Below are 26,253 nucleotides of genomic sequence, written 5' to 3' on the forward strand. Positions count from 1 at the left end.
GGCTTCAGTTGAACGGGGTTACGCGACGTCCTGGGCGTTCGGACTCGCATCGGTTGAATGCTGCGCAGCGGCCGCATGAAGCCCGGCGATATAGCCGAACGTCATGGCTGGCCCGAGGTTGATCCCTCCGGAAGGGTAGTAACCGCCCATGACGCTCGCCATGTCGGTGCCGACTGCGTAAAGACCGGTGATAGCGGCTCCACTGCGGTCCACTACCTGGGCATGGCCATTGGTCTTGAGGCCCGCGAATGTGCCGAAGCTGCCAGGGCGGACCTTCACGGCATAAAAAGGGCCGTGTTCGATCGGGGCCACGCAGGGGTTGCCTTCGGTAATAAGGGGATCGCCTTGTTTGCGGTTGTAAGGCGTGGAGCCACGACCGAACGCTGGGTCCTGACCGTTGCGGGCGTGCTCGTTGAAGTTGCGTACCGTTTCAGACAACCCAGCAGGATCGATACCGCAGGCTTCGGCCAGCGCATGGATGGATGCGGCGCGGTGTAAATACCCACTGCGTACCGACGGCCCCACCGGTAGCGGGAACGGCCGCGAATGACCCAGCCCGAAGCGGCGCTGGAAGCGGTGATCGCAGATCAGCCAGGACGCCACTTCTTCACCTTCAGGCGCCGCGGTCATCATGGCAGCGGTGTAATCGTAGTAGCCGTCGGCTTCGTTGACGAAGCGCTTGCCAGTGGACAGCACGCCAATCAGGCCGGGTTTGGCGCGGTCGATGATGTGGGGGAAATGCCCCGTGCTGCCGTCCGCGTGCGGGACCAACGAAACCGGAGCCCATGCGGCGGGTGATGCAACGTCTACCTCCAGCACGCCGCCGGCAGATTCGCCCAGCGAAATGCCATCGCCCGAACAATCGACAGGGGGCAAGGCCAGGTGATCGTTGTCTGTCGGCGTGCGCGGGAAAAGCGCCTTGCGCCGACGCATGTCGTTGGGGAAGCCACCGGCCGCCAACACGACGCCCTGGGTGGCATAAATGTGCGTGGTGCCGTCTGGCGTGTCGACGATAGCCCCCAAGACCTTGCCTTGATCCAGGATCAATTGGCGAGCGGGGGCGGACTCGATCAGCGTCACACCGAGATCGACCGCCGATTTGGCCAGGCGTGCGACCAACGCCTGGCCGTTGACCAAGTGCATGGCCCGACCGTGGAGGGCCAGATCTCGCAGGTGGCGTAGAAAACGCTTGCTGACATGGATAAAGGATTTGAGCGATTGGGTCATGCTCAAAAAGGCCGCCAGATCGGGGCCGGCCATGATCGGCATACCGAGGAAAGACGTCTCTCTCATGGGTTTGCGCATGCGCCGGATTAACCGCCCCATGTGTCTTGCATCGTAGGGCGCAGCGATCACCTGGTGGCCTTGAACGGCGGCGCCGGGAACATGCCCATGAATGTCGGGGATGCCGTTGCCATCGACCCATTTTAACGCGGTGTTTTCTTCAAAGAACGCCACCATCCGTGGCGCATTGTCCAGAAAAGCATCGACCCGTTCGGCGTTGTAGCGTGAACCCAGTTCATTCTTCAAATAGGTGCGCGGTTGCTGTGGATCTTCATCAATACCCGCGCGCTTGGCCAATGGGTTGCCGGGAACCCACAGCCATCCACCCGACCATGCCGTCGCGCCGCCGAATGTTGCATGCTTTTCCACCACGATGACCTTAAGGCCCTGGGACGCGGCGGTCACGGCGGCGGCAAGGCCGGAAGCGCCGGAGCCGATCACTAACAGATCACAATCGAGACGTCTTGACCTGGCGTTGTTCTGGGTGTTCACACTGAGTCACCTTGACTGATATTCATTGCGGTGAGCCCTGGACTCATCAGGGCGGGAGACCCCGGAATCAACTGCTGGATTTCTGCTACAGCAGCGATGAGTGACGGGGCGATTTGATGCAGCCGCGCTTCGGAAAGCCGGAAAACCGGGCCCGCAACACTGACCACCCCAATCACCTTGCGGCTGATTGGGTGAAACAGGGGGACAGCGATGGCTGACATCCAGTCGGCAAATGTCTGAATGGCCATCGCATAGCCGAGGGTCCGTGCCGATTCGATTCTTGGCAGCAATGCCTCAACGGTTTGCGGGGCGGAGGGACCATAGTCTTGGGCCAGACCGAAGCCCTGTCGGCCGACCAGTGCCAACGCCTGCTCGTTATCCAGGGTTGCCATCCAGGCATAGCCGCTCGCGGAGCATGAGAGCTTGGCCGCCATGCCCATGTCCGGGTCATAACGCAGCCCGGAACGTGCGCCTTGCGCACGCGCAACCCAGGTCAGCCGATCCTCGTCCACCACGGACAACCGCACCAGCTCACCGACTTCTGCCGCCAGACGATTGAGCACCGGCTGCACCGCATCAACCGTCCCGTCCGCGCTCAGGTGGGTGAAGGCGAGGACCTGCAACTTGGAGGTCAGCACATACGTGCCACGTTCCTGCTCCTGGCGTGCATAGCCGGTTTCACACAAGGTGTTCAGCAGGCGATGGGTTGCGCTACGAGGGATGCGCAGCTGTTCCGCAATCGCGGTCAGCGGAATCCCTTCACCGCTGTTGGCCAGCATTTCCAGAATGGCCAGACCACGGTCAAACCGCCCGACGTAACTGCTTTCGGTGTGACTCGCTGCGCTTGGCATAACCTGGCTCCTCAGTGGTTTTGTGACGCCCGTCGTTTCGCTGGAATTGGCTTTCGATAATTCTGGAAAACTATTCCAGTTCCAGCGGCAGTGTCAATTCGCCCGATTGCGCCGACAGGGCGCAAGTCCCGGATTACGGGGGCTTCGGTGGGGAGTCTTATTCAGTGTTCGGTTTTTTAGGAAGAATGATCAATCGGAAAATCAGGCTTTTGTGCGGTTATCGAACGCAAACCAACCGCCAAAATCGCTTTCATCCATGCGTGTTTTTTCCACTTGATTTAAAACTGGAACTCAGTTCTAACTAAAAAAGACAGCGGCTCAGGTCGTCACTTTTCGTGACCGAAGCACGTCGCTTTTTTTGGAATTCGAGAACGAGAGTCGACCATGAGCGAACAGATATTTTCCCTGGCTGCCCTGACCGTGCTGGAGCTGTCGCCTCCGGAGATGGTCGAGGTCGCTGCCCGTGCCGGATATAACCATGTCGGCTTGCGGCTGGAACCGGCAACGCCGCAAGAACATCACTTCCCCTTGATGGCAGATGCCGAGTTGCGGCATCGAACGCACCAGCGTCTGCGGGACACCGGGATCAAGGTGCTGGACATTGAGATCCTGCGGTTGAAGCCGGAAACCCGCGTGCAGGATTTCCTTGGCCTTCTGGAAGTCGGTGCCGAGTTTGGCGCGACTGAATTGTTGATCGCCGGCAACGACCCGGACGAAGCCCGCCTGGGCGATAACTTCGCGGCGCTGTGCGACATGGCGGCACCGCTCGGTATCCACCCGCACCTGGAATTCATGCCGTGGACAGACGCACGCGATTTTTCGCAGGCATGGCGCATTGTCGAGAGCGCTGCACGTCCCAACGGTGGGGTTCTGATTGACGCGTTCCACTTCGATCGGTCTGGCTCATCGCTCGCGGAACTGGCCGCCGCCACGGCCAAGGCGCCGCATCGTTTCCGCTACGCACAGCTGTGCGACGTGGCGGGACCGCGCCCCGACGATATGGATGAAATCCTGCGTCAGGCGCGCAATGAACGACGTTTCCCGGGTGACGGCGACTGTGACCTGGACGGCCTGTTGAGCGCGCTGCCCGCCGGTATCCCGCTGAGCCTGGAGACCCCCTCTCGGCAGTTGTTGGAGCAAGGCGTTAGCGCGTTCGACCGGGCGAAGAGGGCGCTCGACAAGGCTCATCACGTATTGCAACGGCGCTGATCGGCAGCGTCGCCCGGACATCGGGCGTACACTTTCGCGGCACCGGACACCTCGAAGGCGGCTAAATACGTTGAATATCGACACCCGAATCAAATTCCGCCATCTGGTGTGCTTTCTCGAAGTGGCGCGCCAGGGCAGTCTGGCGCGCGCCTCGGAAAAACTGGCGATCAGCCAACCGGCGCTGTCCAAGACCCTCAAAGAACTCGAAACCCTGCTGACCGCCACTTTATTCGTGCGCAGTAAAAGTGGCGCGGCGTTGACTGAGGCCGGGGTGGCTTTCCTGCGTTATGCCGGGCCGAGCGTACAAGCGCTGCGTGAAGGGGTGAATAGCCTGCGTTCCGGCGAGCATGAGCCCTTCACCGCGCGGCTCGGCGTGCTGTCCACCGTGGAAAGTTTGCTGGTGCCCGAGGTCGTCTGTCGTTTGCATTCCCGGCATCCGGCGTTGGTCGTGAGCGTGGTGACCGGGCCGAGCGCGTACCTGTTGTCGCAATTGCGTGTGGGGGAGCTGGACCTGGTGGTCGGCCGCATGACGGATAGCCCGCAGATCCTTGGGCTGATGTTCGAGCATCTGTACAGCGAGTCCATGACCCTGGTGGTGCGTAACGGCCATCCGCTATTGGCTGACCCGCAGGCGCATGAACATATCGAACATTATCCGCTGGTGTTGCCGCTGGCGGGGACGACGATTCGCAAATTCGCCGACAGCCTGTTTGTGCAGCACAGCATCAGCCCACCGCGCCAGCGTCTGGAAACCCTGTCGTTGATCTTGAGTCGGCGTTATGTGCAGTGCAGTCAGGCGATCTGGGTCGCGCCTTTTGACGCGGTCAGGCAGGACCTGAGTCGAGGTGACCTGGTTGAGTTGCAGTTGGGTATTCGCGAACCCGGTGGTTCTGTGGGGCTGTGCAGCAATCCTGCGTTGACGATGTCCATGGCGGCTCAATGGTGCGTGGAGGTGTTGCGCGAGGTAGGCGAGGAATATCGCGAGGGTTGCTATCCATAACCATTTGGATATGGATAGGCTCGGTTTTTTCAGTTTTGGATGGCGTCTTATCAAGGGAGACTGGGTCGTTGATTGCTGTTTAGGCAGCGTTAACCGCTGATTTTTATCCATAACAAAAAAGGAAACCGACATGTCTGATGCGGACAACAGCCGTTTCGTCATTCGTGACCGTAATTGGCACCCCAAAGCCCTGACGCCTGACTACAAAACCTCAATCCTGCGTTCCCCGCGTCAGGCGTTGGTGAGCATCCCTCTATCCCAGTCGGAAACCAGCGGCCCGGACTTTTCCCACCTGAAGATGGGGCAGCACGATAACGATCTGCTGCTGAACTTCAATCACGGGGGCTTGCCCATCGGCGAGCGCATCATCGTCGCCGGTCGGATCTGTGACCAGTACGGTAAGCCGATTCCCCATACCCTGGTGGAAATGTGGCAAGCCAATGCCGGTGGTCGCTATCGGCACAAGAAAGACAGCTATCTGGCCCCCATCGACCCTAACTTCGGTGGCGTCGGCCGTGCCTTGACCGACCGCGAGGGCAACTACAGTTTTCGCACGGTCAAGCCTGGCCCGTATCCGTGGCGCAATGGTCCCAACGACTGGCGCCCGGCGCATATTCACTTCTCAATCAGCGGCCCGTCGATTGCCACGCGATTGATCACCCAGCTGTATTTCGAAGGTGACCCGCTCATCTCGATGTGCCCGATCGTCAAGTCGATCGCCAATCCGGATGCGGTGCAGAGCCTGATCGCAAAGCTTGATATGAGCATGGCCAATCCCATGGATTGCCTGGCTTATCGCTTTGATATCGTTCTGCGCGGTCAGCGCAAGACCCACTTCGAAAACCGCTGAGGAGGCACGCCCATGCCCGTTGAACTTCTGCCTGAAACCCCGTCGCAAACCGCCGGTCCTTACGTGCATATCGGCCTGGCGCTGGAGGCGGCGGGCAACCCGCCGCGCGAGCAGGAAATCTGGAACGAAATGGCCAAACCCGGTGCGCCGGGTGAGCACATCCTGTTGCTGGGCCATGTCTATGACGGCAACGGTCACCTGATCCGCGATGCGTTCCTGGAATGCTGGCAGGCTGACCACGAAGGCGTTTACGACAGCGACTACAACCTGGAAAAGCCCTTCAACAGTTTTGGCCGCACGGCGACCACGGAGACTGGCGAGTGGCAGATCCATACCGTCAAGCCGGGCACCCTGAAGAACGCTGCGGGTGTAGGGATGGCGCCGCACGTCAATGTTTCGCTGTTCGCGCGGGGTATCAATATTCACTTGCAGACCCGTGTGTACTTCGACGACGAAGCCCAGGCCAATGCGGTCGATCCGGTGCTGAATCTGATCGAGCAGCCGCAACGTCGGGAGACGCTGGTCGCCAAGCGTTGCACGGTTGATGGCAAGTTGGCTTATCGTTTTGATATCCGGATACAAGGCGAAGGAGAAACGGTGTTCTTCGACTTCTGACGGATCACTCCAAAAAGCCCGCTCATTGAGCGGGCTTTTTGCTGTCTGGGCTTTGGAAAACCCGGTGCGGGGTGGCCTGATAACGGGTCATCAGGTCCACCAGCCCACGCCGCCGCCAAGCGTCAGGTAAGCGTAATAGCGCCGCGTTTGGCCCAGAAGAACCCCGTTTTTACCGGGGCGCGCCGCTCATTGGAAAATATTCTAAATAAATTGCATTTAAATCAACACATTGCGGATTTTTCGTATATGATGCGGCCCACACCGAAAGTGAAGGGTGATTAGCTCAGCTGGGAGAGCATCTGCCTTACAAGCAGAGGGTCGGCGGTTCGATCCCGTCATCACCCACCATTCGCTTTATGTGTTACGCGCAGCGGTAGTTCAGTCGGTTAGAATACCGGCCTGTCACGCCGGGGGTCGCGGGTTCGAGTCCCGTCCGCTGCGCCATATTCGGTTACCTGGAACGCTGAACGCCAGGTCACCACAGGAAGCCCGCTCATTGAGCGGGCTTTTTTGTGCCTGGGATTCAGCTCGGCGATCCCATCGTTTATTGGCGGGACAAGCACTTGCGTATTTCCCTGGGCGCCTATCGCCGACGCGGGCCTCAAGTCGGCTAGTCGGCGCAGAGAGGCCGCTCAGTCGTCGTAAAACCAGGCACTACGATCACGCTACTCATACACCGACACCCGATTGCGCCCGGCCTTCTTCGACGCAAACAGCGCATGGTCCGCCCAGGCGATCAGGTCGGCATAGTTGATCGAGGGCTGGCTCAGGTCGGCCACCCCCAGGCTGATGGTGAAACGGATGCTCTGGCCGTTGTGCAGCACTTCCAGCCCTTCGACTGCCTTACGCAGACGCTCGGCGAACACCCATCCATTGGTTTTATCGGTGTCCGATAGCACCACGGCGAACTCTTCACCGCCATAACGCCCAGCCATATCGGTTTCGCGCGCATGTTCATGGATCAGCCTGGCGATTTCTTCGATGACCTTGTCGCCCGCCAGGTGACCATAGGTGTCGTTGATCCGCTTGAAATTGTCGATATCCAGCATCACCAGGCTGGTGGCATTGCCATAACGCTGGTGCCGCGCATAGGCGCCTTTCAGGCTTTCTTCCCAGTAACCGCGGTTGTACAAGCCCGTCAGCCGATCGGTCCTGGAGAGTTGCTGCAATTGCGCATTGGCGGCCTGGAGTTGATGCCGGTTGGTGGCGACGTCAGTGACGTCATAGATCACCAGGCAAATATGCTTGATTTTGCCGTCGGTGGAGCGCAGCGGTAACAACGTGGTGTTCTGGTACATGAACTCTTCCTGGCCGGTGATCGGCTGGTAGTTCTTGAACCGCACCAGATACGGGCGCTGCTCCCAGATAGTGAACGCGGGTGTGCCCAGGGTCGCGACGCTTTCCACCTTGCGGCTGAACCATTGCGGGTCGATTTCGGGAAACAGACTCAAGAAATTCTGATTTTGGGCGTCCTTGGGCTGCAACCCGGAGCGGTTCTCCATGAAGGTGTTCCAGACCTGCACGCAATAGTTGCGGTCGAGCACCACAACACCGACGTCGATGTTCTGGACGATTGCCAGCAACCAGTGAAACTCGTTCAGATCGAGAGAATCGTTCATGGCTTAGTTCGTCAAGTAGGCGAGTTTGTGGGTCAATCGTTCGATTGAGTCTTCTGTGAACAGCAACAACAGGTCGAAACGAATATCGTGCCCTTCCAGGCTGTAGCTGATTTCCACGGCCAGGGTCTTTTTCCAGCGCTTGCGGTTGACCTGGATCAGCTCATCGATGCTTGCGTGCTGGCCGAGGATCTGCGGGTGACCTTGAGAAAACACCACATCGATCTGTTCGGCAATGCTGCTCAGGCAGGCACCGATCAGAACGCTGGAGAGGTCTAGCAGCATTTCCATGTCCGAATAATCGCTGCTGTGGCGCTTCATCAATTGCGCTATGTCGGTGATTTCCGAGTCGTGAAACATCAGCAGGGCTTCGCCAGCGATGCCACTGCCGATAAAACCCTGGCAAATGGCTGTGAGTTCGTTGCAACTGCTGGCATCGGTCAGCGCCATGTGCAGCTCGCCGACTTCGAGTATGTTCACGTTCGGTACTGGCAACTGCACAAAGACGCCCAACACCTTGGCTATCAGGGCGGCCGCCCGGCCGATGGCAACGTTGATCGTTTCGCGGAACACATCGTGAAAACTGATGACCGTGTTCGCTATCCGACGATTCCCCGGCGACGCGTTGCCGGGTTCTGTCAGGAGCCCCAACTGACTGAGTGTCTGGCGCAGCTCGCTTTCGTCGAAAGGCTTTTTCAGGAACGCCAGCGCGCCCAGCTCAAGCACGCGGCGCACCGCTTCTTCCTGAATGTCGCCGGAGATCACGATGACTTGCGCCTTCAATCCTTCCGCGCGTAAGGCGCTCAATACCTGATAACCATCCATTTCCGGCATGGTCAGGTCGAGCAGCACCACCTGCCCCAAACCCCTGCGTATGGCATCCATGGCCTCGCGCCCATTCCCCGCCTCTGTGACCGAAACCGGCCAGTCCGCCGGTAGAGCCCGTAACACCTGCTTACGGGCCATGATGGAGTCGTCACATACTAGTAGGGGAATCACTGACAAAAGATTGGCACTCATCGGCGTTGAATATCAGGCAAAGCACTGCGGCCCATCATGCCCCATAAGCATGCCAATACCACCTTATTAAACAGGGCTTTATTGAGCGCGACAGCCGAGCCAGTCACTATCGGCCCGCCAACCCCGGCGCCTCACGAATGATGAAGTGATCCAAGTTTTCACTAGGGGCGCTGAACACCCCGAACGTCTGCTTGCATGTCCAGATGCTTCGATTACACCGGGTCATCGTGCGCACGGTTGAGTTTGATAATGTGAGGTTCGGATAGACGCTCGGGCATTGCATCAAGACGCTGCGGTGCGCACATTTTCAGTTGAGGAGTAGGCGTACATCAACGGCCTGCACGGGTTAGAAGAGTTCGTCCAGCAAGCAGTAGAACGCAATGCGCTGTTCATCGGGCTTGACGCCGTACTGGTCAAAGAAAGGCGCCACCCACTCAGGCCCGCAATTACGCGCGATGCTTCGCGCGGCCAGCGCAAGGTCCTGGTAGCGGTCACTGACACCCAGGCGACCACAATCGATAAAACCACTGAAACGATTCCCTTCAGCCATGAAGTTCGGCAGGCACGCATCGCCGTGGGTCACGACCAAGTCATGGGTGCTGGGCCGCGTCGACAGCAACTCGGCGAACACGTCGGCGGCCGTCCGGCCCAGGCGCTCATCGTCGAAGTCAGTCTCATCCACCTCGCCGGCTCGGACACGCTGGCTCGCGACCGCTATGCGTTGTTCCAGTGAGTGGTCGAAGGGGCATCGTGTAACGGGTATCTGGTGCAGGGTACGCAGTGCATTCGCCACGATGGCAATGACTTCAAGCGCAGACAAGTGGCCGTCGCTGGCCAGATCGTGTCCCGGGACGGCGCTCATCAGCAGCCAGCGCCGATGGTTTTCGCTCAGCACATCGAGCACGGTTGGCCCGGGCACGTAGCATTGCTGGAGCCAGCGCAGCCGCTCGATCTCGCCCGCCAGTTCCTCCAAAGGCCCGATGGGCTCTGATTTCAGGAACAAATCCCCGAGCTCACCACCGCGCAGGCGAAAGACATCGGCGCCGGACTCGCCAATGGTTTGGGGTTCGATGAGCGCGAAGGGGAATTGCTCACGCCACTTTCTTGGAATATTCATGCTGGCATTTTTCCATTTTCCTCGGATCGCTGCCAACTCAAGACGCAATGGCGGCGATGTTCCTGGACTTCGCCGCCGCACGCCTGTTCACCACCCCACCAGCCGGTAGCCCACCTGCAACTCGGTAATGAAGTACTGCGGCTGCGCCGGGTCCTCCTCCAGCTTTTGCCGCAAATGCGCCATATGCACGCGAAGGTAGTGGGCGCGGTCGACGTAATCCAGGCCCCACACTTCCAGCAGCAGTTGCCGGTGAGTCAGTACCCGGCTCTGACCGCGAATCATCGCGCAGAGCAGGCGGTATTCAATGGGCGTCAGGTGTACCGGCTGGCCCGAGCGCGACACTTCATGGGTCGCCAGGTCGACTTCAATCTCGCCAAACGTCACCTTGCTGGTCGCCACCACGGTGCCGGTCTGCCCATGCCGGCGCAGTTGGGCGCGGATGCGTGCGAGCAGCTCGGGCACGCCGAACGGCTTGGTCAGGTAGTCATCGGCACCCGCGTCCAGGGCGGCGACTTTTTCTTCTTCGCGGTCACGTGCCGACAGCACCAGGATCGGCACCGCGAGCCAACCGCGCAGTTCGCTGATCAGTTGTTTGCCGTCGCCATCCGGCAGGCCGAGGTCGACGATCACCAGATCCGGCTGACGGCTGGCGGCGTGGATCAGCGCACGTTTGACGCTGTCGGCCTCGAACACCTGAAAGCCTTCATCTTGCAGGGCAATGCCGACAAAGCGGCGGATGTTGGCCTCGTCTTCAACAATCAGAATGCGTGCAGTGCTCATAGGAATTCCATGGACGGCGGGGTGCCCGCCGGTAGCGTGATGATGAAATGCATGCCGCACACGCGGCCGGGGTTGGCGTCGATGCGCCCGCCGTGGGCCTCGACGATGCGTTTGGCCAGCGCCAGGCCCAGGCCGATGCCGGCGACGGACGATTCCTGCTGGCCGCGCGTGAAGGGCTCGAACAGATTGGCCGGGGCGCTACCTGGGCCGGTGTCGCTGACCTCCAGCACAATGCTCTCGCCGACCTGGCTGGCGGCCACGCTGATGAGCGTGCCCGGCGGGGTGTACTTGGCGGCGTTGTCCAGCAGGTTGACCAGCACCCGTTCGATCAGCAGCGCGTCGACTTCCACCAACGGCAAGTGCGCGTCGAGCGTGGTGTTTACGCGGTGCTGCGCCAATGGCTCGCGCAATTGGCGCAGGGCGCTGCCGACGATTTCTTCCAGCGAGTGCCATTGGCGGTTCAGGCGCACGCCGCGCTCTTGCATGCGTGCCATGTCCAATAGGTTTTCGATCAGGCGCTGCATGGACGTGGCTTGTTCGTGAATGCCGTGCAGCAGTTCGGTCAGTGGCCCCGGCGGGGCGTGGGGCAGGGCGGTGTCGGCGGCGCCGATCAGCGTGGTCAGCGGTGTGCGCAGGTCGTGGGAAATTGCCGCGAGCAGGGTGTTGCGCATTTTTTCGCCTTCCATCTGCACCAACGTGCTTTGCGCCACTTCAACGAAATGCACGCGCTCCAGCGCAATCGCCAACTGGCTCATGCAGGCTTCCAGCAGGCGGCGTTCCTGCGGATCGTTCAAGCGTTCGCTCTGGGCCAGTTCCAGCACCAGCACACCGCGCACGCGCATCGGCGCTTTGAGCGGCAAATAGCAGCCCTTGGCCGCCGACAGGGTGTCGGTGCCGTGGCCGGCGGGGTGGCCGTGGTCGTAAGTCCATTGGGCGATGCTGTCGTCGATCGGCAACCCGCCCGCGCTGACGCTGTGTACGCCATCGGCGGCGTCCGGCAAGGCCAGGCCGACCCGTGCTTCGAAGACGCCGCTGAAGGTGCGTAGCGCGACTTCGCTGATGTGCTCCACGGTCAGCGCGGCCGACAGGTCGCGGGCCAAGCGCGCCAGGGAGGTCGCGCGGCGTTCGCGCGCGGCGGCGGTGCGCGCTTCGTGGCGCAGGCGCGCGGTGAGTTGGCCGGTGATCAGGGCGATGCCGAGCATCAACGCAAAGGTGAAAAAATACTGGGTGTCGTTGACGGTGAATGAATAGCGCGGCTGTACGAAAAAGAAGTCAAAACACAGCACCGCGAGCATCGCGGCCCACACGCCGGGGCCGCGTCCATAGCGCAGCGCAACCAGCACGACCGTGAGCAAAAACAGCATGACCACGTTGGCCAGGTCGAACACCTGCAACAGCAGGGCGGCGACGGCGCTGGCGGCGAAACAGGCGAGGCTGGCCCAGACGTAGGCCAGTCGAGTGCCGGGCCGTGCCGTGGGTTTTTCGAGCGCGGCGGGCTTGCCCGGCAGCAGGCCGTGGGCGATCACGATCTGATCGATTTGCGGATGGTGGCGGCTGATCCGGTCGCTGACCGACTGATGCCAGAACTGCCACCTGCGGCGCGGATGATGGCCGAGTACCAGGCGATTGGCGTTGTGCTCGCGGGCGCAGGCAACCAGGGCTTCGGCGACGTCCATGCCCGGCAGTGTGGCCGTGTCGGCGCCGAATTCGCTGGCCAGGGCCAGGGTTTTCATTGCGTTCAGGTAGCGCTTGGCGCCGCGCCCTTGGGCCGAAGCGACGTGGACGACAATCCAGTCCGCTTCCAGTTTTTGCGCCAGGCGCGCCGCTTCACGCACCAGGCGTTCATCGCCGGCGTCACCGGCCACGCCGACCAGCAGCCGTTCGCGGGCCGGCCACAGGGTCTTGATCGATTGTTCGCGGCGGTACACGCGCATCTGCGCGTCGACCCGGTCGGCGGTGCGCCGCAGTGTCAGCTCGCGCAGCGCCAGCAGGTTGCCCTTGCGGAAAAAATTTTGCGACGCACGCGCGGCTGCCGGGCCCAGGTACACCTTGCCGTCCTTGAGGCGTTGCAGCAGATCGTCCGGCGGCAGGTCGATCACCACCACTTCGTGGGCGTTGTCGAACACATGGTCGGGCACGGTTTCCCGCACGCGGATGCCGATGATCCCACTGACCAGGTCATTCAGGCTTTCCAGGTGTTGGACGTTGAGGGTGGTCCAGACATCGATGCCGGCGCTGAGCAGTTCTTCCACGTCTTGCCAGCGTTTGGGGTGGCGCGAGCCGGGCACGTTGCTGTGGGCCAGTTCGTCCACCAGCACCACGGCGGGGTGGCGGCGCAGGGCGGCGTCGAGGTCGAATTCACTGAGTGCGAACTCGCGATGCTGCAGCGCGGCGCGGGGCAGTTGTTCCAGGCCATGCAGCAGCTCGGCGGTTTCTGTGCGGCCGTGGCTTTCCACCACCCCGGCCAGCAGGTCGCGGCCCAGGGCGACTTCGCGTTGCGCTGCAGCGAGCATGGCGCAGGTCTTGCCCACCCCGGCGTTGGAGCCGAAGTAGATACGCAATTTGCCGCGCAAGGCGGCCTGTTCTTTCTGTTGCACCCACGCCAGCAGGGCGTCGGGGTCGGGGCGTTCGTCGTTTAAGGCGGGCATGTCATTCCTCTGGTTGTCTGTAGGAGCGAGCTTGCTCGCGAAAAACCTGAGGGTGCCGCTGGGTGTCAGGTTTCCCGCGTTAGCGTTAACGCCCTTCGCGAGCAAGCTCGCTCCTACAGTGGTTGGCGCGTTATACGAGGCCCAACCCCGTCAGCAACAGGTCGATCAGCTTGATCCCGGCAAACGGCACCAGCACCCCGCCCAGGCCATAGATCAGCAGGTTGCGGTTGAGCAACGCCGCCGCGCCGATCGCGCGGTAAGTCACGCCGCGCAGGGCCAGTGGAATCAGCGCAACAATGATCAGCGCGTTAAAAATCACCGCACTGAGAATCGCCGAGTTGGGGCTGGTCAGGTGCATCACGTTCAATGCGCCGAGCTGTGGATAGGTCGCGACAAACGCCGCCGGGATGATTGCGAAGTACTTCGCCACGTCATTCGCCACGCTGAAGGTGGTGAGGGCGCCGCGCGTCATCAGCATCTGTTTGCCGACCTCGACCACTTCGATCAGCTTGGTCGGGTTGCTGTCGAGGTCGACCATGTTGCCGGCTTCTTTGGCGGCCTGGGTGCCGCTGTTCATCGCCACCGCCACGTCAGCCTGGGCCAGCGCCGGTGCGTCGTTGGTGCCGTCGCCGGTCATGGCCACGAGCTTGCCCTGGGCCTGGTAGTCGCGGATCAATTGCAGTTTGTCTTCCGGGCGGGCCTCGGCGAGGAAGTCATCCACGCCAGCCTCCACCGCAATGGCGGCGGCGGTCAGGCGGTTGTCGCCGGTGATCATCACGGTCTTGATGCCCATGCGCCGCAACTCGGCGAAGCGCTCCTTGATGCCGCCCTTGACCACGTCCTTGAGTTCCACCACACCCAGCGCCTTGGCGCCGTCACTGACCACCAGCGGCGTGCTGCCGCGCCGCGCGACTTCATCGACCTTGGCCTGCAAGGCTGTCGGAAAACTGCCGCCCAAAGCCTCGATATGGTTGCGAATCGCGTCCGCCGCGCCCTTGCGAATCGCCCGGCCTTCGGGCAGGTCGACGCCGCTCATGCGGGTTTGCGCGGTGAAGTGGACAAAGCTGGCGCCGAGCTGGTTGATGTCCCGCGCGCGGATGTCGAACTTCTGTTTGGCCAATACCACGATGCTGCGGCCTTCCGGGGTTTCATCGGCCAGGGACGCCAGTTGCGCGGCGTCTGCCAACTCGGCCTCTTTTATCCCCGGCGCCGGCAAAAAGCTGCTGGCCTGACGGTTGCCCAGGGTGATGGTGCCGGTCTTGTCCAGCAGCAACACGTCGACGTCGCCCGCCGCTTCGACCGCGCGCCCGGAGGTGGCGATGACATTGGCCGACATCATCCGGCTCATGCCCGCCACGCCGATGGCCGAGAGCAGGCCGCCGATGGTGGTGGGGATCAGGCACACCAGCAACGCCACCAGCACCGTGGCGCTGACCACACTGCCGCTGCCGCTCATGGCCACGGCGAAGATCGAGTAAGGGCTGAGCGTGGCGATCACCAGCAGGAACAACAGGGTCAGGCCCACCAGTAGGATGTTTAGGGCCACTTCGTTCGGGGTCTTCTGGCGCTTGGCCGATTCGACCATCGAGATCATGCGGTCCAGAAACGACTCGCCGGGGTTGACGCTGATACGCACCACCAGCCAGTCCGACAGCACGCGTGTGCCGCCGGTGACCGAGGAAAAGTCGCCACCGGCCTCGCGAATCACCGGCGCCGATTCGCCGGTGATCGCGCTTTCGTCCACCGACGCCACGCCTTCAATCACCACGCCATCGAGCGGCACCAGGTCGCCGGCTTCGATCAGCACCACGCTGTCCTTGCGCAGCAGGCTGGCTTCGAGCGGTAACCAGGCGCTGCCATGCTGGGGTTGTTGCAGCAACTTGGCCAACGTCTGGCGCTTCATCCCACGCAGGCTGGCCGCCTGGGCCCGGCTGCGACCTTCGGCCAAGGCCTCGGCGAAGTTGGCGAACAGCACGGTGAACCACAGCCACAAGGTGATGCTGAGGATAAAACCGCTGGGCGCTTCACCCTGGCCACCCAGGGACTGGAACCACAGCAGGGTGGTGAGGATGCTGCCCAGGTAAACCACGAACATCACCGGGTTTTTCCATTGCGCCTGGGGCAGCAGTTTCTTCAGCGCATCCCCACACGCGGTGAGCACGATGGTGCGATCAAACAGAGGTAAACGAGCATTCTTCATGAGGGAAATCTCTTACTCACTGGCCGCAATAGGGGGCTGACGCGATGGCAGGCGGGCGTCTAGCGCAAGGTTGAGTTGCAGCACATTGACCCGTGGTTCGCCGAGCAGGCCGAAGGTGCGCGCACGGGTGTGTTGGTCGACCAGTTGCAGCAACTCGGCTTCGGGGATCTGCCGCAGGCGCGCCACCCGTGGCAGTTGCAGCCGCGCATTGGCCAGCGAGATATGTGGGTCGAGGCCTGAAGCGGAAGCGGTGACTGCGTCCACTGGCACCTGGGCGTCTGCGCCCAGGCCGTTGTCCTGGCGATAGGCGTGGACGCGTGCGGCGACCTGGTCCAGTAGTTTCTGGCTGGTCGGCCCCAGGTTGCTGGCGCCGCTGGAACCGGCGTTGTACGGCTGCGACACGCTTTTGCTCGGGTCTTGCGGGTCGGCGCCGAGGGTCATGCTCGGGCGGCCATGGAAGTACTCCGGCCGGGTGAAGTGTTGGCCGATCAGGGCCGAGCCCATGACCAGGCCGTCGCGTTCAATCAGCGAGCCACGGGCCTGGAACGGGAACATCAGTTGTGCGGTCACGGTGGTGAACGCCGGGTAGGCGAACCCCGTCAACAGCATGAAAAACACCGCCGAAACCAGCACCGGGCGCAACAGCCCTTTGAATATCGATTGAGTCGTCATCCACGTGTCCTCAGTTGTACGTCTGGCCGGACAGCAACTGCAGTTGCTCCACCAGCGGGCCGAGCGCGAGCGCCGGCAAAAAGGTCAGGCCGCCGACCACCAGCACCACGAACACCACCAGCAGCATGAACAGCGGGGTCGCGGTGGGAATGGTGCCGGCACCGGCAGGTACGGTTTTTTTCATTGCCAGGGAACCGGCCACGGCGAGCATCGGCAGCAGGGTGAAGAAGCGCCCGATCAACATCGCCAGGCCGATGGTGGTGTTGAAGAACGGCGTATTCGCGTTCAAGCCGGCGAAGGCCGAGCCGTTGTTGGCGGTGCCGGAGGTGTAGGCGTAGAGCACCTCGCTGAAACCGTGGGGGCCGAGGTTGTTCAGGCTGGCCAGGGTGTCGGGCCACAGGGCGGCGAGGGCGGTGAAACCGAGGATGCTGATGGGGTGCGCGAGCACCGAGAGCATCACCAGTTTCATCTCCCGTGCCTCGATTTTCTTGCCGAGGAACTCGGGGCTGCGGCCGATCATCATGCCCACCAGGAACACCGTCAGCAGGGCGTATTGGATCAGGTTGATAAAGCCCACGCCGTCGCCGCCGAACACGCAGTTGAGCATCATCTGCGCCAGGGGCACGAAACCGCCCATGGGGGTCAACGAGTCGTGCATGGTGTTGACCGAACCGGTGGTCGCCGCTGTGGTGGTGGCGATGAACAGGCTGCTGTCGGCGATGCCGAAGCGCAGTTCCTTGCCTTCCATGTTGCCGCCGCTTTGTTCCAGCGACAGGCTCTGGTTGGCGCCGGCCTGGGTCAGCAGCGGGTTGCCGTTTTGCTCGGCGCCGTAGACCAGTGCGAGGAAGCCGATGAACATCACCAGGAAGGTGCCGAAAAACACCCAGCCCTGGCGACGTTGCAACAGCATGCTGCCAAAGGTGTAGGTCAACGCCGAAGGGATCAGCAACATGCTGAGGATGTGCAGCGCGTTGGTCAGCGGCGTCGGGTTTTCGAACGGGTGCGCGGCGTTCATGCTGAAGAAACCGCCGCCGTTGGTGCCGATGTGCTTGATCGATTCAAAGCTGGCCACCGCGCCGACAATCAACTGTTGCTGCGCGCCTTCGAGCGTTGTGGCCAAGACCTGGGAGGCGAAGGTCTGCGGCATGCCCTGCCAGACATACACCAGCGCCATACCCACGCACAGCGGCAGCATCACGCGGTAGAGCGTGCGAGTGAAGTCGACCCAAAAGTTGCCGATATCGCCCGAGCTGGAGCGGCTCAAACCGCGAATGAAACCGGCTGCGGCGACCACCCCGGAGGTGGCGCCGACGCACATCAGAAAGGTGATGACCGCCATCTGGCTGAAGTTCGACAGGCTGCTCTCGCCCGAGTACGCCTGCCAGTTGGTGTTGGTAATAAAGGAAACGGTGGTGTTGAACGCCAGGTCCGGCGTTTGTGCGGCCAGCCCCAACGGGTTGATCGGCATCACCGCCTGCAGGCGCAGGACCCAATAGCCCAGCAGCATCATCGCCGCGTTCGACAACAACAGCGCCGAACCGTAGCGTGCCCAGCCCATGGTTTCCCGTGGGTCAATGCCCAGCAGGCGATAGGTATAACGTTCCGGCAAGGCATGGTGAGCCCCGGTGAACACCCGGGTCAGCCATTTGCCCATCAGTACTGCGAGTCCCGTCATTACCCCCAGGACCAGCGCAAATTCCAGCAGCGTGCTTAACATGTCGTGGCTCCGTTCAAATCTTGCCCATGGCGACAATGGCCATGGCAGTCGCAACAAAAAACACCAGGGAAAGGCCAATAAACATCAGGTCGTACATGGCGAACTCCCTAGAATTTTTCTGCGCGAATAAGGGCGTAGCCCAAGTAAGCGAACAGCCCCACGGCGCAGAGGCCGCTGGCGATATAAATGAACGTGAGTGTGAGCACGGTGTAACTCCCCTGAATGAATAAGCCGCAATGGCGGACGCGGGGAGGTTAATCGCTGGGGTATCAAGCCCAGGCACTGATTACAGGTGGCGGTATTAAGACGGTATATAGACGGCTTTATCCGGGGCGAACGAAAAAAAGGGATAGCCCGCCGCCCGGGTATCCCTTTGAAAACTGGGGTTCTGCTGATGTTGACGCGCCGCTTATTTGGCTTTCTTTTTCTTCTCGCTACGGGTAGAGAGGTGTTCGAAGCAAAACGCGGCGGTGCCGAAGAGCGCAATCATTGACAGGACGAGCATGCCTAAAGTTGAACTTTCCACGATGACTTCCTACGGGTGTTTGGGGGTAGGAAGTGACGGTAAAGTGTTCGGGCTTAGTGACTCAATAGAGGCAACGTAATCGTTATGGCGAATCGGCAAACTATACGAACTCTTTACGAAAAGCAGAACAACACAGCATCTGCCTGATGTAATGAACTCTGAATGTGGGAGGGGCGGTGCGACGATTCGACTTGCTCCCGATGGCGGTGAAACCGTCAGCTTATTTATAACTGACCCACCGCCATCGGGAGCAAGCCCCCTCCCACACAGCCCCCGGCCTTACAAGTTGCGGCTGTGCCGGTAATCGCTGACTGCCTCATACACCGCTTTACGCAACCGATTGATCCCGCCGATGGGACGGTGCGCTTCCAGCCCGAACCACGGGTTGAACGACTGGTTGTCGCATGCCAGGTTCAACGCCGGCGTATCGAAATCCTGAGCGGGGATCTTCACCCTGGCCACGGTTTCATAGGGCGCATCGCTTTCTTTCCATTCGATGCTGGTGTCTTCGATCGGCATGAACTTCTGCGGGTTCTGTCGCTGGATCTGCAGCACGAAGCACGCCGGCACGCGGTCGGTGGACAGTTGCTGGTTCAGGGCGCTGCGCAGGAAGTTCGGCAGGTCCTGATTCTGTTTGGGCAGCACATAGTCCGGGCAGTTCTGCGGGTCGGGCGCGACGCGGAACTTGGCGTTGGCTGCGCCGAACTTGTAGGGCGAGACGGAAAAGTACGTGGTCTGGGTCGGGCTGGCCGGTGCGGGGGCCAGGGTCGCCAGGGCGATGAACAGGTGGCGCACCTGCCAACTGCGGGGGTCGAGCTTGGGGAAAAACGCCAGGACTTTCTTGCCGTCCGCCTGGGCGCCGATGTTCTGCGCGTACTCGGCCACGTTGCTGACAAAGAAGTTCGGGTGGCTGAACATCACAAAGTCCTGCTCGGCCCGTGCTTGCTGGTCGGCGAGCAACTGTGTGCCCGGCACGTCGAGCAGCTTGATTGCCATGCCGCGCGCATCGCGGATGCTGTCGAATTGCGGGTAGGCGTTGCCGTTGGACAGCCGCATCATGGCTTGCCAGGTCTTGCCCGGTTCGGCAAAGACACCCTGGCGCAGTGCGGGGTCGAGGTCGGCCAGCACCTTGACTTCGGCCTTCACGCAACCGTGGGCCTTGGCATGGGCATCGCGTAGGTAACGCGTGCCTTCGCGGTGTTGGTCAACGATACGCACTGCCGTCTGGATAATGCCCTGGGTCATTGCCGCTTCACCGGACGGGATCTGCTCGTCCGGCGACACCGGGCCGCTGTGCTGCCAGGCGTACCAAGCGGTGGCCGCCAGCCAGCCGAGCAGGCCAAGGGCCGCCAGCCATAGCAGGGTTTTGCCGAGCACGGCGCCGAGGCGCAGCCACAGGCGAGCGAGCATGGAAGGTTGCGGGTTGTGCGAGTGGATAATCATGGCAGTTGTTGCTCCAGCGGGCCGCCGAGGACTTTGAGGTATTCCAGCAGTGCCCAGCGTTCCTGCGGCAACAAGCCGCGGCCGATGACGCCGTTGCCCCGTTGGCCCGCGCGGAATTCATGGCCGCTGTTGTGGTTGCCGGTGATGCGCGTATCGAACAGGAAGGCATTGTTGAACGCGCCGGTCTGAAAGCCCAGGTGGCGCGGGTCGTAGTTGAAGGTGCCTTTATAGAAGGTGGTGTTGCGTTCGTCCTGGGGCGAGAGCAACTGGTAAATCGTCGGCACCGAGCCGTTGTGCAAAAACGGCGGGGTGGCCCACACGCCGGCCAGCGGCCGCGCCTTGTAGGCGCGCAACTCGCGCACGCCGATGGGCAGGCCGTAACCGTCCAGGCGCGGGCGCTCGGCCGGGGTGACGCCGGCGGCGCGGTAGGCGTGGTCCTCAACGAAGGCGGTGACGTAGGCCAGCCCCTTGGCCACGGAGATTTTTTTCAGGTCCAGCGGTTCGGTGGGCGTGGGGTGCAACTCGACGTTCAACTGGGCCAATTCTGCCGGGTCCCACTTCAAGGCGCTGAGGTCATAGCGCTGGTCGGCGATATTGCTAGCGGCGCTGGGGTCGGTGCCGATGTAGTCCACCGGGAGCATTTTCAGTTGCTGCACCGGGCGGCCATTTTGCTGGGTGACGGCCGGCACATGGCAGCCGGCGCAGTTTTCGGCGAACAGCACGCGGCCCTGGGCGGCGAGGGGCTTGTCGAGGGCGCCGAACAGGTCTTCCGGCCAGGTCGGCGGCTTGAGGCGCTGCAGGGTTTCTTCGATCAGGTTCAGGTCGCGCACCCGCACGCTCGACGGGTAGCGTGCGTCGCCCTGAAGCGGCTGGCCGGCGCTGTCGAAGAAGCCTAGGGTTGCCCCCACGCCGAGGGCTTCGCCGATATTGCGCGCCATCGGTTGTTGCGCCGAACCGTTCCATTGCACCCAGTCGAACGTCCAGATATCCCACAACTGCGGGTAGTCCACGGGCGCGTTGGCAACTCGGTAATTCTCCGGGGAAATTGCGTCGCCAAAGCTGGCGTTGGCGATGCGGCCGAAGGCATCGGTGCGCCCCGGGCCTTCTTCGGTAGGGTAGAGGCCACGGTGGGTATCGTTCCAGGCGACTTTGATGAACTGGTTCAGCGACTGTTTGAAGTCTTGGCGCAGCAACTGTTCATTGTGGTCATCGTAATCGTAGCCCAGCACCTTGCGGGCGAAGCGTTCGAATTTCCACGGGTTGTAATACGTCGCGGCGAGGCTGGCCACCAGGGCCTGGCCGAAACTGCCGCCGCGCAAAGTCGGCACGCTGGAGGGCAGCACGTGCTGGGCCGAACCGCCGTCGATGCGCAGGGCCTGGCCGTTGAAATGCAATTCGCCGGTGTGGCAGGCGGCGCAGGTGATGTCCAGGTATTCGGTTTTGCTGCCGGCGTTCTTGTGCCGGGCGAAGCCGACCGGGAGGTTGCCGGGGTTTTGTGGGCTGGGCCCTTGCTTGGGATCGACCAGGAAACCGAAGCGTGCCAGGTACTCCGGCGTGGCGAAGCGCTGTTCGGAAAACGGCAGTTCCAGCGCGGTGAACCACTCGTAATGCAGGCCTTTTACCTGGGTGCCCTGAGGCGTGAAGTAGTAGGTCTGGCGGTCGGCGGCACTCCATTGATCCTGGTAATGCACCTGTTCCACGGGGACGTAGTCCGGCAGCCTGGGGTTGGCGGTGTAATAGAGCACCACTGCCAGGATCAGGCCCAGCAGGGCGAGGATCAGCAGTAAAACACGGGAAAAAATGCGCAAGATAACTATCCTTGTCGAGTGATTGCGTTGTTATGCCACTACGCCACAGGTGCGGCAAGTGGCCATGATCCTGCGGACAGGCAGTCCCGCGATCCGTCGCGGGCGTCCATCATGAATGAAAATGCTTTTAAACACGTGAACTTATCAGAAGTTTCCTGCTCAGATGCCGGTAGCCATTGGTCGTGGCCGCCTGATAAGCTCGCGACTTTATTCGATTGCCCTTTTGGCGCATGAACAAGGAAATAGCATGAAACAGCATCGGTTGGCGGCGGCGGTGGCCCTGGTTAGCCTGGTACTTGCGGGTTGTGATTCGCAGACCAGCGTAGAGCTGAAAACCCCGGCGCAGAAAGCTTCCTACGGTATCGGCCTGAACATGGGCAAAAGCCTTGCCCAAGAAGGCATGGACGATCTGGACTCCAAAGCGGTAGCCCAGGGCATTGAAGATGCCGTCGGTAAGAAAGAGCAGAAGCTGAAAGACGACGAACTGGTTGAAGCGTTTGCCGCACTGCAGAAGCGTGCTGAAGAACGCATGACCAAAATGAGCGAAGAGTCGGCATCCGCCGGCAAGAAATTCCTCGAAGACAACGCCAAGAAAGATGGCGTAGTCACCACGGCTTCCGGCCTGCAGTACAAGATCACCAAGAAAGCCGACGGCCCTCAGCCTAAGCCGACCGACGTGGTCACTGTGCACTACACCGGCAAGCTCACCAACGGCACTACCTTTGACAGCTCCGTGGATCGCGGCAGCCCGATTGACCTGCCGGTCAGCGGCGTGATTCCGGGTTGGGTCGAAGGCCTGCAACTGATGCACGTCGGCGAAAAGGTCGAGTTGTACATCCCATCCGACCTGGCCTACGGTGCCCAGAGCCCGAGCCCGGCGATCCCGGCCAACTCCGTGCTGGTATTCGACCTGGAACTGCTGGCCATCAAGGACCCAGCCAAGGCTGAAGCCCCTGACGCACCAGCCGCCAAGAAGTAATCGGCGCCTGAACACCCAACGCCCCGTCTCGACGGGGCGTTGTTGTTTGTGCAGGGTGCTTCCACACTCAGTCTGTGCAAATCCAAACGAACAACCGCCACTTGCAACAGTCTGATAAAAGACTCGAGTGCCGGTAGCCGGACGCAAGCGCCAAGTCAATGAATTCTTGGGTTTTTTTGATGTGCGCAAAAAACGCCCGATCTGACTACGAGCCTTGTAAACCGTGGCTTTCAGCCATGAAAACAGGCTCTGTTCACAAGGTTATCCACAATTTGTGTGGATAACCTTCTCTGACCCATGGAACTGGAGTGCCGAATGAAACCACCCTTCAATTTCGCCCGTTTCCTGCCCATGGCCGCGCGCCTGCTGGGGCGTGGGCGCTTGCCGACGTTGTTGTTCGCCGTGGCGGCCAAGGGCGCAAGCCAGGGCAACCGCCTCGGCAAGCTCAAGGATGACCTCAAGTTGCTCCAGGCCCTATGCCTGGCCTACTGGCGGGGCGAGTACCGGGCGATCAGCCCGAAGGCGCTGGTGTCGGTCGTGGCAGGACTGATGTATTTCCTCAGCCCGATCGACGCGATACCGGACTTTATCCCGGTATTCGGCATGCTCGACGACATCGCCGTGCTGGCCTGGGTCATGAAGAGCCTGAGCGCCGAACTGAGCGCCTTTCGCGCCTGGCGTGAGGCACAGCGTCCGGAAAAGCTCGCCGTGGTTGAGCGCCTGCCGGCGACGCCCGCGCTGCTGGCCCAGGAAAACCCGCAAAAAGCCTCATGACACGGATATCCCCCTGCGACCTTTGTGGCTGTTAGGATTACACTCCTAAGAAAGTGCTTACTTAGTAAGTGTTGTTATCCTACGGGGCTGTTATGGATATTCAGATAATTTCACGGAATGGCGAGCCCGAGTACGCGGTGTTGCCATGGGATCAGTACCAGGCGCTGCTAAAAGCCGCCGGTCAGCAGCAACCCGTGCCAGTACCTTCTTCTACTGCCCAAGCCGCACCTCCTCAGGACCTGCACCCGCTCGCAGACCTGCGCGGCTTGCGCGAAGCCAAGGGCTTGGCCATCGAAACCCTAGCCCGCACCGTGGGGATCAGCCCCTCGTACCTCGGATTGATCGAAAGGGGTGAACGCCAGCCGGATGCCGCGATCCGTCGCAGCCTGGCCTGGGAATTGGGCGTGGCAGGTTGGAGGGATGAATCTTGAGCCTACGTATCAGCCGTCAACACTGGGATGGGTTACTCAACGAACTGGACCAGGCGCGCCGCCAGCGCCACTTACTGACCTACCGTGCGCTGTTGGAACGCCTGCAATTTCCCACGCCGGCGATGCAGACACTCACTGCGGCCCTGGAACACCTGGCGGCGCTGGACGCCAAAGCCGAGCAGCCATTGCGCAGTTCCCTGGTGATCAGCCAAGGCGCCAGCCGCCTGCCGCGTACCGGTTTCTTTGAATGCGTGGAGCGCCTGGGGCGCTTTTGCGGGCCTTCCGATGGCGTGGCCGCCGCGTCCTGGCACGCTTCGGAAGTGGTGCGCGTGTTCGAGTACGAGTATCCGGAATCCGCCGAGGCTTAAACCGGCAGGTGCAGCATGTCCAGGCTGTCGATTACATGGATGCTGTAACCGGCCACATTCTTTGCATGGTGTTTGGCCTGGGATGCCAGCTCCGCCAACTGGCTGGCATCGAGTTGTCCACAGGCCTGTGGATACAAATGCACCACGCCGATGGACAGCGACAGCAGTGCGTATTCCTGGCGCACACCCTGGCGGTTCGAGGCCACAAAACAGCCGGCGTCCAGATGTTCTGCGCGGTAGAAGCGTCGGCATTGGGTGTGGAAATCATCCAGCAGTTGATTGAGCCGTTTGCGCCAATCCTGCGGCCCGAGCACCAGCAAAAAATCATCGCCGCCGATATGCCCGACAAAGTCGCGGCTGGGGTCGACCCGGTCGTTCAGGCATTGCGCCAGGCACAGCAACACTTCGTCGCCACGCCCGTAGCCATAGATGTCATTGAAGGGCTTGAAGCTGTCGATATCCACGTAGCAAATCACCGACTCGCGTTGCTGTTGCAACAGCCGCGTCAGGCATTGCTGGATCGGCACGTTGCCGGGTAGCAGGGTCAGCGGGTTGGCGTAGCGCGCCTGCTGGATCTTCAGCTCGGTGATCAGCTTGAGCACATCGATCACCCGCCCCAGGCCGAGGTAATCGCCGTTCAGCGTGATGATGAAATCTTCTTCGATGCGTTGCCGGGCGCGACTGGTCAGCAGCCGGCTGACCTGTTGCAGGGACTGGCTCAACTCCACCGCGAGAAAATCATCGCTCATCAAGCGGCTGATCGGCTTGCGCGCAAACAGGTCGGTGGCGAACGGCTTGAGCAGGGCGTCGGACAACGAATGGCGATGCACAATGCCGACCGGCCGGCCGTGTCTATCCAGCACTGCCAGGGAGTTGAGGTTGGCCTGGCGGCGGAAGGACTCCAGCACCAGGGCGGTGGCGGTGTCCTGATCCACTGCCGGCTGCTCGTTGAGCAGGGCACTGAGGTCACTGCCTTCTTCGCTGAGGGCAATGTTGGCGTTGTCGGGTTTGGGTAGCATCAGGCGCGCTTCCTGCGACGGGTGTTCTTGGGGACGACAGAGCAAGTAACCCTGGACCAGATCGACGCCCATCTCGGTCAACACCGCCAACTCTTCCGGTAGCTCGATGCCTTCGGCAATCACCTGGGCGCGCGACGCCCGAGCGATCTGCAGGATAGAACCGACAAATTCGCGCTTGAGCGCGTCCTGGTGGATGCCGTCGATAAAGTGCCGATCGATCTTCACGTAGTCCGGACGCAGTTCCGACCACAAGCGCAGGCTGGAATACCCCGCGCCCAAGTCGTCGAGCGCGATGGCGAAACCCATGTCGCGGTAGTGATGCAGGGCGGTTTGCAGCAGGTCGAAATCGTCGGTGGGCGTCTGCTCGGTGAGTTCGATCACCACCTGGCTCGGTGGGATGCCGAAGTCCCGCAGCAGTTGCAGGGTGCGGCCGGGTTGGTGCGCGGTTTCCATCAGGGATTCCGGCGAGATGTTGAGAAACAGCTTGCCCGGCAACTTCTGCGCGCTGAACCGCCGACACGCGCTTTCGCGACAGGCTATTTCCAGTTCGCTGAGGCGCCCGGCATGCCTGGCCACGGCAAACAAGGCGACGGGGGAGTGCAGTGGGCTGTTGGACGGGCCACGGCTCAGGGCCTCGTAGCCGAGGATGCGCCGTTCGGACAGGCTGATGATCGGTTGGAACAGGCTGTGCAAACTGCCTTGAGCCAGGATAGAGCCCAATGCATTCAGCTGTTCGGTCATGGTCATGGCGATCTCGATCTCGATCGAAAAAAAAGGACCGCAGGCGGTGAGCCAGCGGTCCTATATTTCACGACAGAATGATGTCTATATGAT

General features: G+C 61.3%; 22 protein-coding genes and 2 tRNA genes. 10 read left to right on the forward strand and 14 right to left on the reverse strand.

Going from position 1 to position 26,253, the window contains the following annotated elements; translation table 11 throughout:
* Positions 1–18: 18 nt before the first annotated feature.
* Both ACS5Q8_RS09695 and ACS5Q8_RS09700 read right to left on the reverse strand, forming a co-directional pair.
* Entirely contained in the window at positions 19–1,776 is a 1,758-nt protein-coding gene (locus ACS5Q8_RS09695) for an FAD-dependent oxidoreductase (RefSeq protein WP_465160114.1), read from the reverse strand.
* Positions 1,773–2,627: an IclR family transcriptional regulator gene (locus tag ACS5Q8_RS09700; protein ID WP_426099361.1), complete on the reverse strand. Its 855-nt coding sequence runs from the start codon at positions 2,625–2,627 to the stop codon at positions 1,773–1,775. The genes ACS5Q8_RS09695 and ACS5Q8_RS09700 overlap by 4 nt, the downstream gene beginning before the upstream one ends.
* A 384-nt stretch (positions 2,628–3,011) precedes the next feature.
* On the opposite strand from ACS5Q8_RS09700, the gene ACS5Q8_RS09705 reads away from it, so the two are divergent.
* The 6 genes from ACS5Q8_RS09705 (at position 3,012) to ACS5Q8_RS09730 (ending at position 6,745) form a co-directional block, all read left to right on the forward strand.
* Entirely contained in the window at positions 3,012–3,836 is an 825-nt protein-coding gene (locus ACS5Q8_RS09705) for a sugar phosphate isomerase/epimerase family protein (protein WP_465160115.1), read from the forward strand.
* Between the two features lie 70 nt (positions 3,837–3,906).
* On the forward strand, positions 3,907–4,836 hold the full coding sequence (pcaQ, locus tag ACS5Q8_RS09710; protein WP_465160116.1) for a pca operon transcription factor PcaQ: 930 nt from the start codon (positions 3,907–3,909) through the stop codon (positions 4,834–4,836).
* A gap of 130 nt (positions 4,837–4,966) precedes the next feature.
* Positions 4,967–5,686, forward strand: a complete 720-nt coding sequence (gene pcaH, locus ACS5Q8_RS09715; protein WP_465160117.1) for a protocatechuate 3,4-dioxygenase subunit beta — start codon at positions 4,967–4,969, stop codon at positions 5,684–5,686.
* Between the two features lie 12 nt (positions 5,687–5,698).
* Positions 5,699–6,301, forward strand: coding sequence for a protocatechuate 3,4-dioxygenase subunit alpha (gene pcaG, locus ACS5Q8_RS09720; RefSeq protein ID WP_276197314.1), 603 nt, complete (start codon positions 5,699–5,701; stop codon positions 6,299–6,301).
* A gap of 272 nt (positions 6,302–6,573) precedes the next feature.
* Positions 6,574–6,649, forward strand: a tRNA-Val gene (locus ACS5Q8_RS09725).
* Positions 6,650–6,668: 19 nt separating this feature from the next.
* Positions 6,669–6,745: transfer RNA gene (locus ACS5Q8_RS09730), tRNA-Asp, on the forward strand.
* 221 nt (positions 6,746–6,966) lie between these two features.
* Here ACS5Q8_RS09730 and ACS5Q8_RS09735 read toward each other — a convergent pair.
* The 11 genes from ACS5Q8_RS09735 to ACS5Q8_RS09785 form a co-directional block, all read right to left on the reverse strand.
* A complete protein-coding gene (locus ACS5Q8_RS09735) occupies positions 6,967–7,920 on the reverse strand; it encodes a sensor domain-containing diguanylate cyclase (protein ID WP_276197315.1) in 954 nt (317 codons plus the stop codon).
* Positions 7,921–7,923: 3 nt separating this feature from the next.
* Positions 7,924–8,937: a response regulator gene (locus tag ACS5Q8_RS09740; RefSeq protein ID WP_443694806.1), complete on the reverse strand. Its 1,014-nt coding sequence runs from the start codon at positions 8,935–8,937 to the stop codon at positions 7,924–7,926.
* A 346-nt stretch (positions 8,938–9,283) separates the two neighbouring features.
* Positions 9,284–10,054: an APH(3')-II family aminoglycoside O-phosphotransferase gene (locus ACS5Q8_RS09745; protein WP_465160118.1), complete on the reverse strand. Its 771-nt coding sequence runs from the start codon at positions 10,052–10,054 to the stop codon at positions 9,284–9,286.
* 87 nt (positions 10,055–10,141) lie between these two features.
* Positions 10,142–10,834, reverse strand: coding sequence for a response regulator (locus tag ACS5Q8_RS09750; RefSeq protein ID WP_276197318.1), 693 nt, complete (start codon positions 10,832–10,834; stop codon positions 10,142–10,144).
* Entirely contained in the window at positions 10,831–13,482 is a 2,652-nt protein-coding gene (locus ACS5Q8_RS09755; RefSeq protein WP_426099355.1) for a DUF4118 domain-containing protein, read from the reverse strand. Before ACS5Q8_RS09755 ends, ACS5Q8_RS09750 begins: the two co-directional genes overlap by 4 nt.
* 130 nt (positions 13,483–13,612) lie before the next feature.
* Positions 13,613–15,682 carry a potassium-transporting ATPase subunit KdpB gene (gene kdpB / locus ACS5Q8_RS09760; protein ID WP_276197320.1) on the reverse strand — a complete coding sequence of 690 codons (2,070 nt, stop codon included), beginning with the start codon at positions 15,680–15,682 and terminating at the stop codon, positions 13,613–13,615.
* A 12-nt stretch (positions 15,683–15,694) separates the two neighbouring features.
* The gene (gene kdpC, locus ACS5Q8_RS09765; RefSeq protein WP_426099354.1) at positions 15,695–16,354 is read right to left on the reverse strand and encodes a K(+)-transporting ATPase subunit C; all 660 of its coding nucleotides are present in this window, start codon (positions 16,352–16,354) and stop codon (positions 15,695–15,697) included.
* Positions 16,355–16,364: 10 nt separating this feature from the next.
* A complete protein-coding gene (gene kdpA / locus ACS5Q8_RS09770; protein WP_426099353.1) occupies positions 16,365–18,071 on the reverse strand; it encodes a potassium-transporting ATPase subunit KdpA in 1,707 nt (568 codons plus the stop codon).
* A 107-nt stretch (positions 18,072–18,178) separates the two neighbouring features.
* Entirely contained in the window at positions 18,179–18,277 is a 99-nt protein-coding gene (kdpF, locus tag ACS5Q8_RS09775; RefSeq protein ID WP_074851717.1) for a K(+)-transporting ATPase subunit F, read from the reverse strand.
* 599 nt (positions 18,278–18,876) lie between these two features.
* Positions 18,877–20,007, reverse strand: a complete 1,131-nt coding sequence (locus ACS5Q8_RS09780) for a catalase family protein (protein ID WP_443694830.1) — start codon at positions 20,005–20,007, stop codon at positions 18,877–18,879.
* A 29-nt stretch (positions 20,008–20,036) separates the two neighbouring features.
* Positions 20,037–21,848 carry a di-heme-cytochrome C peroxidase gene (locus ACS5Q8_RS09785; RefSeq protein WP_465160119.1) on the reverse strand — a complete coding sequence of 604 codons (1,812 nt, stop codon included), beginning with the start codon at positions 21,846–21,848 and terminating at the stop codon, positions 20,037–20,039.
* A gap of 247 nt (positions 21,849–22,095) precedes the next feature.
* Here ACS5Q8_RS09785 and bamJ point away from each other — a divergent pair, with 247 nt between their 5' ends.
* From bamJ to ACS5Q8_RS09805, 4 genes are all read left to right on the forward strand, one after another.
* Complete coding sequence (gene bamJ / locus ACS5Q8_RS09790; RefSeq protein WP_276197325.1) at positions 22,096–22,827, forward strand: BamJ family beta-barrel-assembly machinery protein; 732 nt, start codon at positions 22,096–22,098, stop codon at positions 22,825–22,827.
* A gap of 315 nt (positions 22,828–23,142) precedes the next feature.
* Positions 23,143–23,601 (forward strand): YkvA family protein, encoded by a 459-nt coding sequence (locus ACS5Q8_RS09795; RefSeq protein ID WP_276197326.1) that lies wholly within the window; start codon positions 23,143–23,145, stop codon positions 23,599–23,601.
* 92 nt (positions 23,602–23,693) lie between these two features.
* Positions 23,694–24,032: a helix-turn-helix domain-containing protein gene (locus ACS5Q8_RS09800; protein WP_276197327.1), complete on the forward strand. Its 339-nt coding sequence runs from the start codon at positions 23,694–23,696 to the stop codon at positions 24,030–24,032.
* Entirely contained in the window at positions 24,029–24,400 is a 372-nt protein-coding gene (locus tag ACS5Q8_RS09805; RefSeq protein ID WP_247404699.1) for a hypothetical protein, read from the forward strand. The genes ACS5Q8_RS09800 and ACS5Q8_RS09805 overlap by 4 nt, the downstream gene beginning before the upstream one ends.
* On the opposite strand, the gene ACS5Q8_RS09810 is transcribed toward ACS5Q8_RS09805, so the two are convergent.
* Complete coding sequence (locus ACS5Q8_RS09810) at positions 24,397–26,166, reverse strand: bifunctional diguanylate cyclase/phosphodiesterase (RefSeq protein WP_465160120.1); 1,770 nt, start codon at positions 26,164–26,166, stop codon at positions 24,397–24,399. The genes ACS5Q8_RS09805 and ACS5Q8_RS09810 overlap by 4 nt on opposite strands.
* Between the last annotated feature and the right edge of the window lie 87 nt (positions 26,167–26,253).

This window comes from Pseudomonas sp. PAMC25584, from assembly GCF_058135675.1.

What these genes read in the sequence shown, in the direction of transcription:
- ACS5Q8_RS09700 (WP_426099361.1), bottom strand. Translation starts at nt 2,627, where the DNA reads ATGCCAAGCGCAGCGAGTCACACCGAAAGCAGTTACGTCGGGCGGTTT.
- ACS5Q8_RS09705 (WP_465160115.1), top strand. Translation starts at nt 3,012, where the DNA reads ATGAGCGAACAGATATTTTCCCTGGCTGCCCTGACCGTGCTGGAGCTG.
- pcaH (WP_465160117.1), top strand. Translation starts at nt 4,967, where the DNA reads ATGTCTGATGCGGACAACAGCCGTTTCGTCATTCGTGACCGTAATTGG.
- pcaG (WP_276197314.1), top strand. Translation starts at nt 5,699, where the DNA reads ATGCCCGTTGAACTTCTGCCTGAAACCCCGTCGCAAACCGCCGGTCCT.
- ACS5Q8_RS09735 (WP_276197315.1), bottom strand. Translation starts at nt 7,920, where the DNA reads ATGAACGATTCTCTCGATCTGAACGAGTTTCACTGGTTGCTGGCAATC.
- ACS5Q8_RS09740 (WP_443694806.1), bottom strand. Translation starts at nt 8,937, where the DNA reads ATGAGTGCCAATCTTTTGTCAGTGATTCCCCTACTAGTATGTGACGAC.
- ACS5Q8_RS09745 (WP_465160118.1), bottom strand. Translation starts at nt 10,054, where the DNA reads ATGAATATTCCAAGAAAGTGGCGTGAGCAATTCCCCTTCGCGCTCATC.
- ACS5Q8_RS09750 (WP_276197318.1), bottom strand. Translation starts at nt 10,834, where the DNA reads ATGAGCACTGCACGCATTCTGATTGTTGAAGACGAGGCCAACATCCGC.
- ACS5Q8_RS09755 (WP_426099355.1), bottom strand. Translation starts at nt 13,482, where the DNA reads ATGCCCGCCTTAAACGACGAACGCCCCGACCCCGACGCCCTGCTGGCG.
- kdpB (WP_276197320.1), bottom strand. Translation starts at nt 15,682, where the DNA reads ATGAAGAATGCTCGTTTACCTCTGTTTGATCGCACCATCGTGCTCACC.
- kdpC (WP_426099354.1), bottom strand. Translation starts at nt 16,354, where the DNA reads ATGACGACTCAATCGATATTCAAAGGGCTGTTGCGCCCGGTGCTGGTT.
- kdpA (WP_426099353.1), bottom strand. Translation starts at nt 18,071, where the DNA reads ATGTTAAGCACGCTGCTGGAATTTGCGCTGGTCCTGGGGGTAATGACG.
- ACS5Q8_RS09780 (WP_443694830.1), bottom strand. Translation starts at nt 20,007, where the DNA reads ATGCTCGCTCGCCTGTGGCTGCGCCTCGGCGCCGTGCTCGGCAAAACC.
- bamJ (WP_276197325.1), top strand. Translation starts at nt 22,096, where the DNA reads ATGAAACAGCATCGGTTGGCGGCGGCGGTGGCCCTGGTTAGCCTGGTA.
- ACS5Q8_RS09795 (WP_276197326.1), top strand. Translation starts at nt 23,143, where the DNA reads ATGAAACCACCCTTCAATTTCGCCCGTTTCCTGCCCATGGCCGCGCGC.
- ACS5Q8_RS09800 (WP_276197327.1), top strand. Translation starts at nt 23,694, where the DNA reads ATGGATATTCAGATAATTTCACGGAATGGCGAGCCCGAGTACGCGGTG.
- ACS5Q8_RS09810 (WP_465160120.1), bottom strand. Translation starts at nt 26,166, where the DNA reads ATGACCATGACCGAACAGCTGAATGCATTGGGCTCTATCCTGGCTCAA.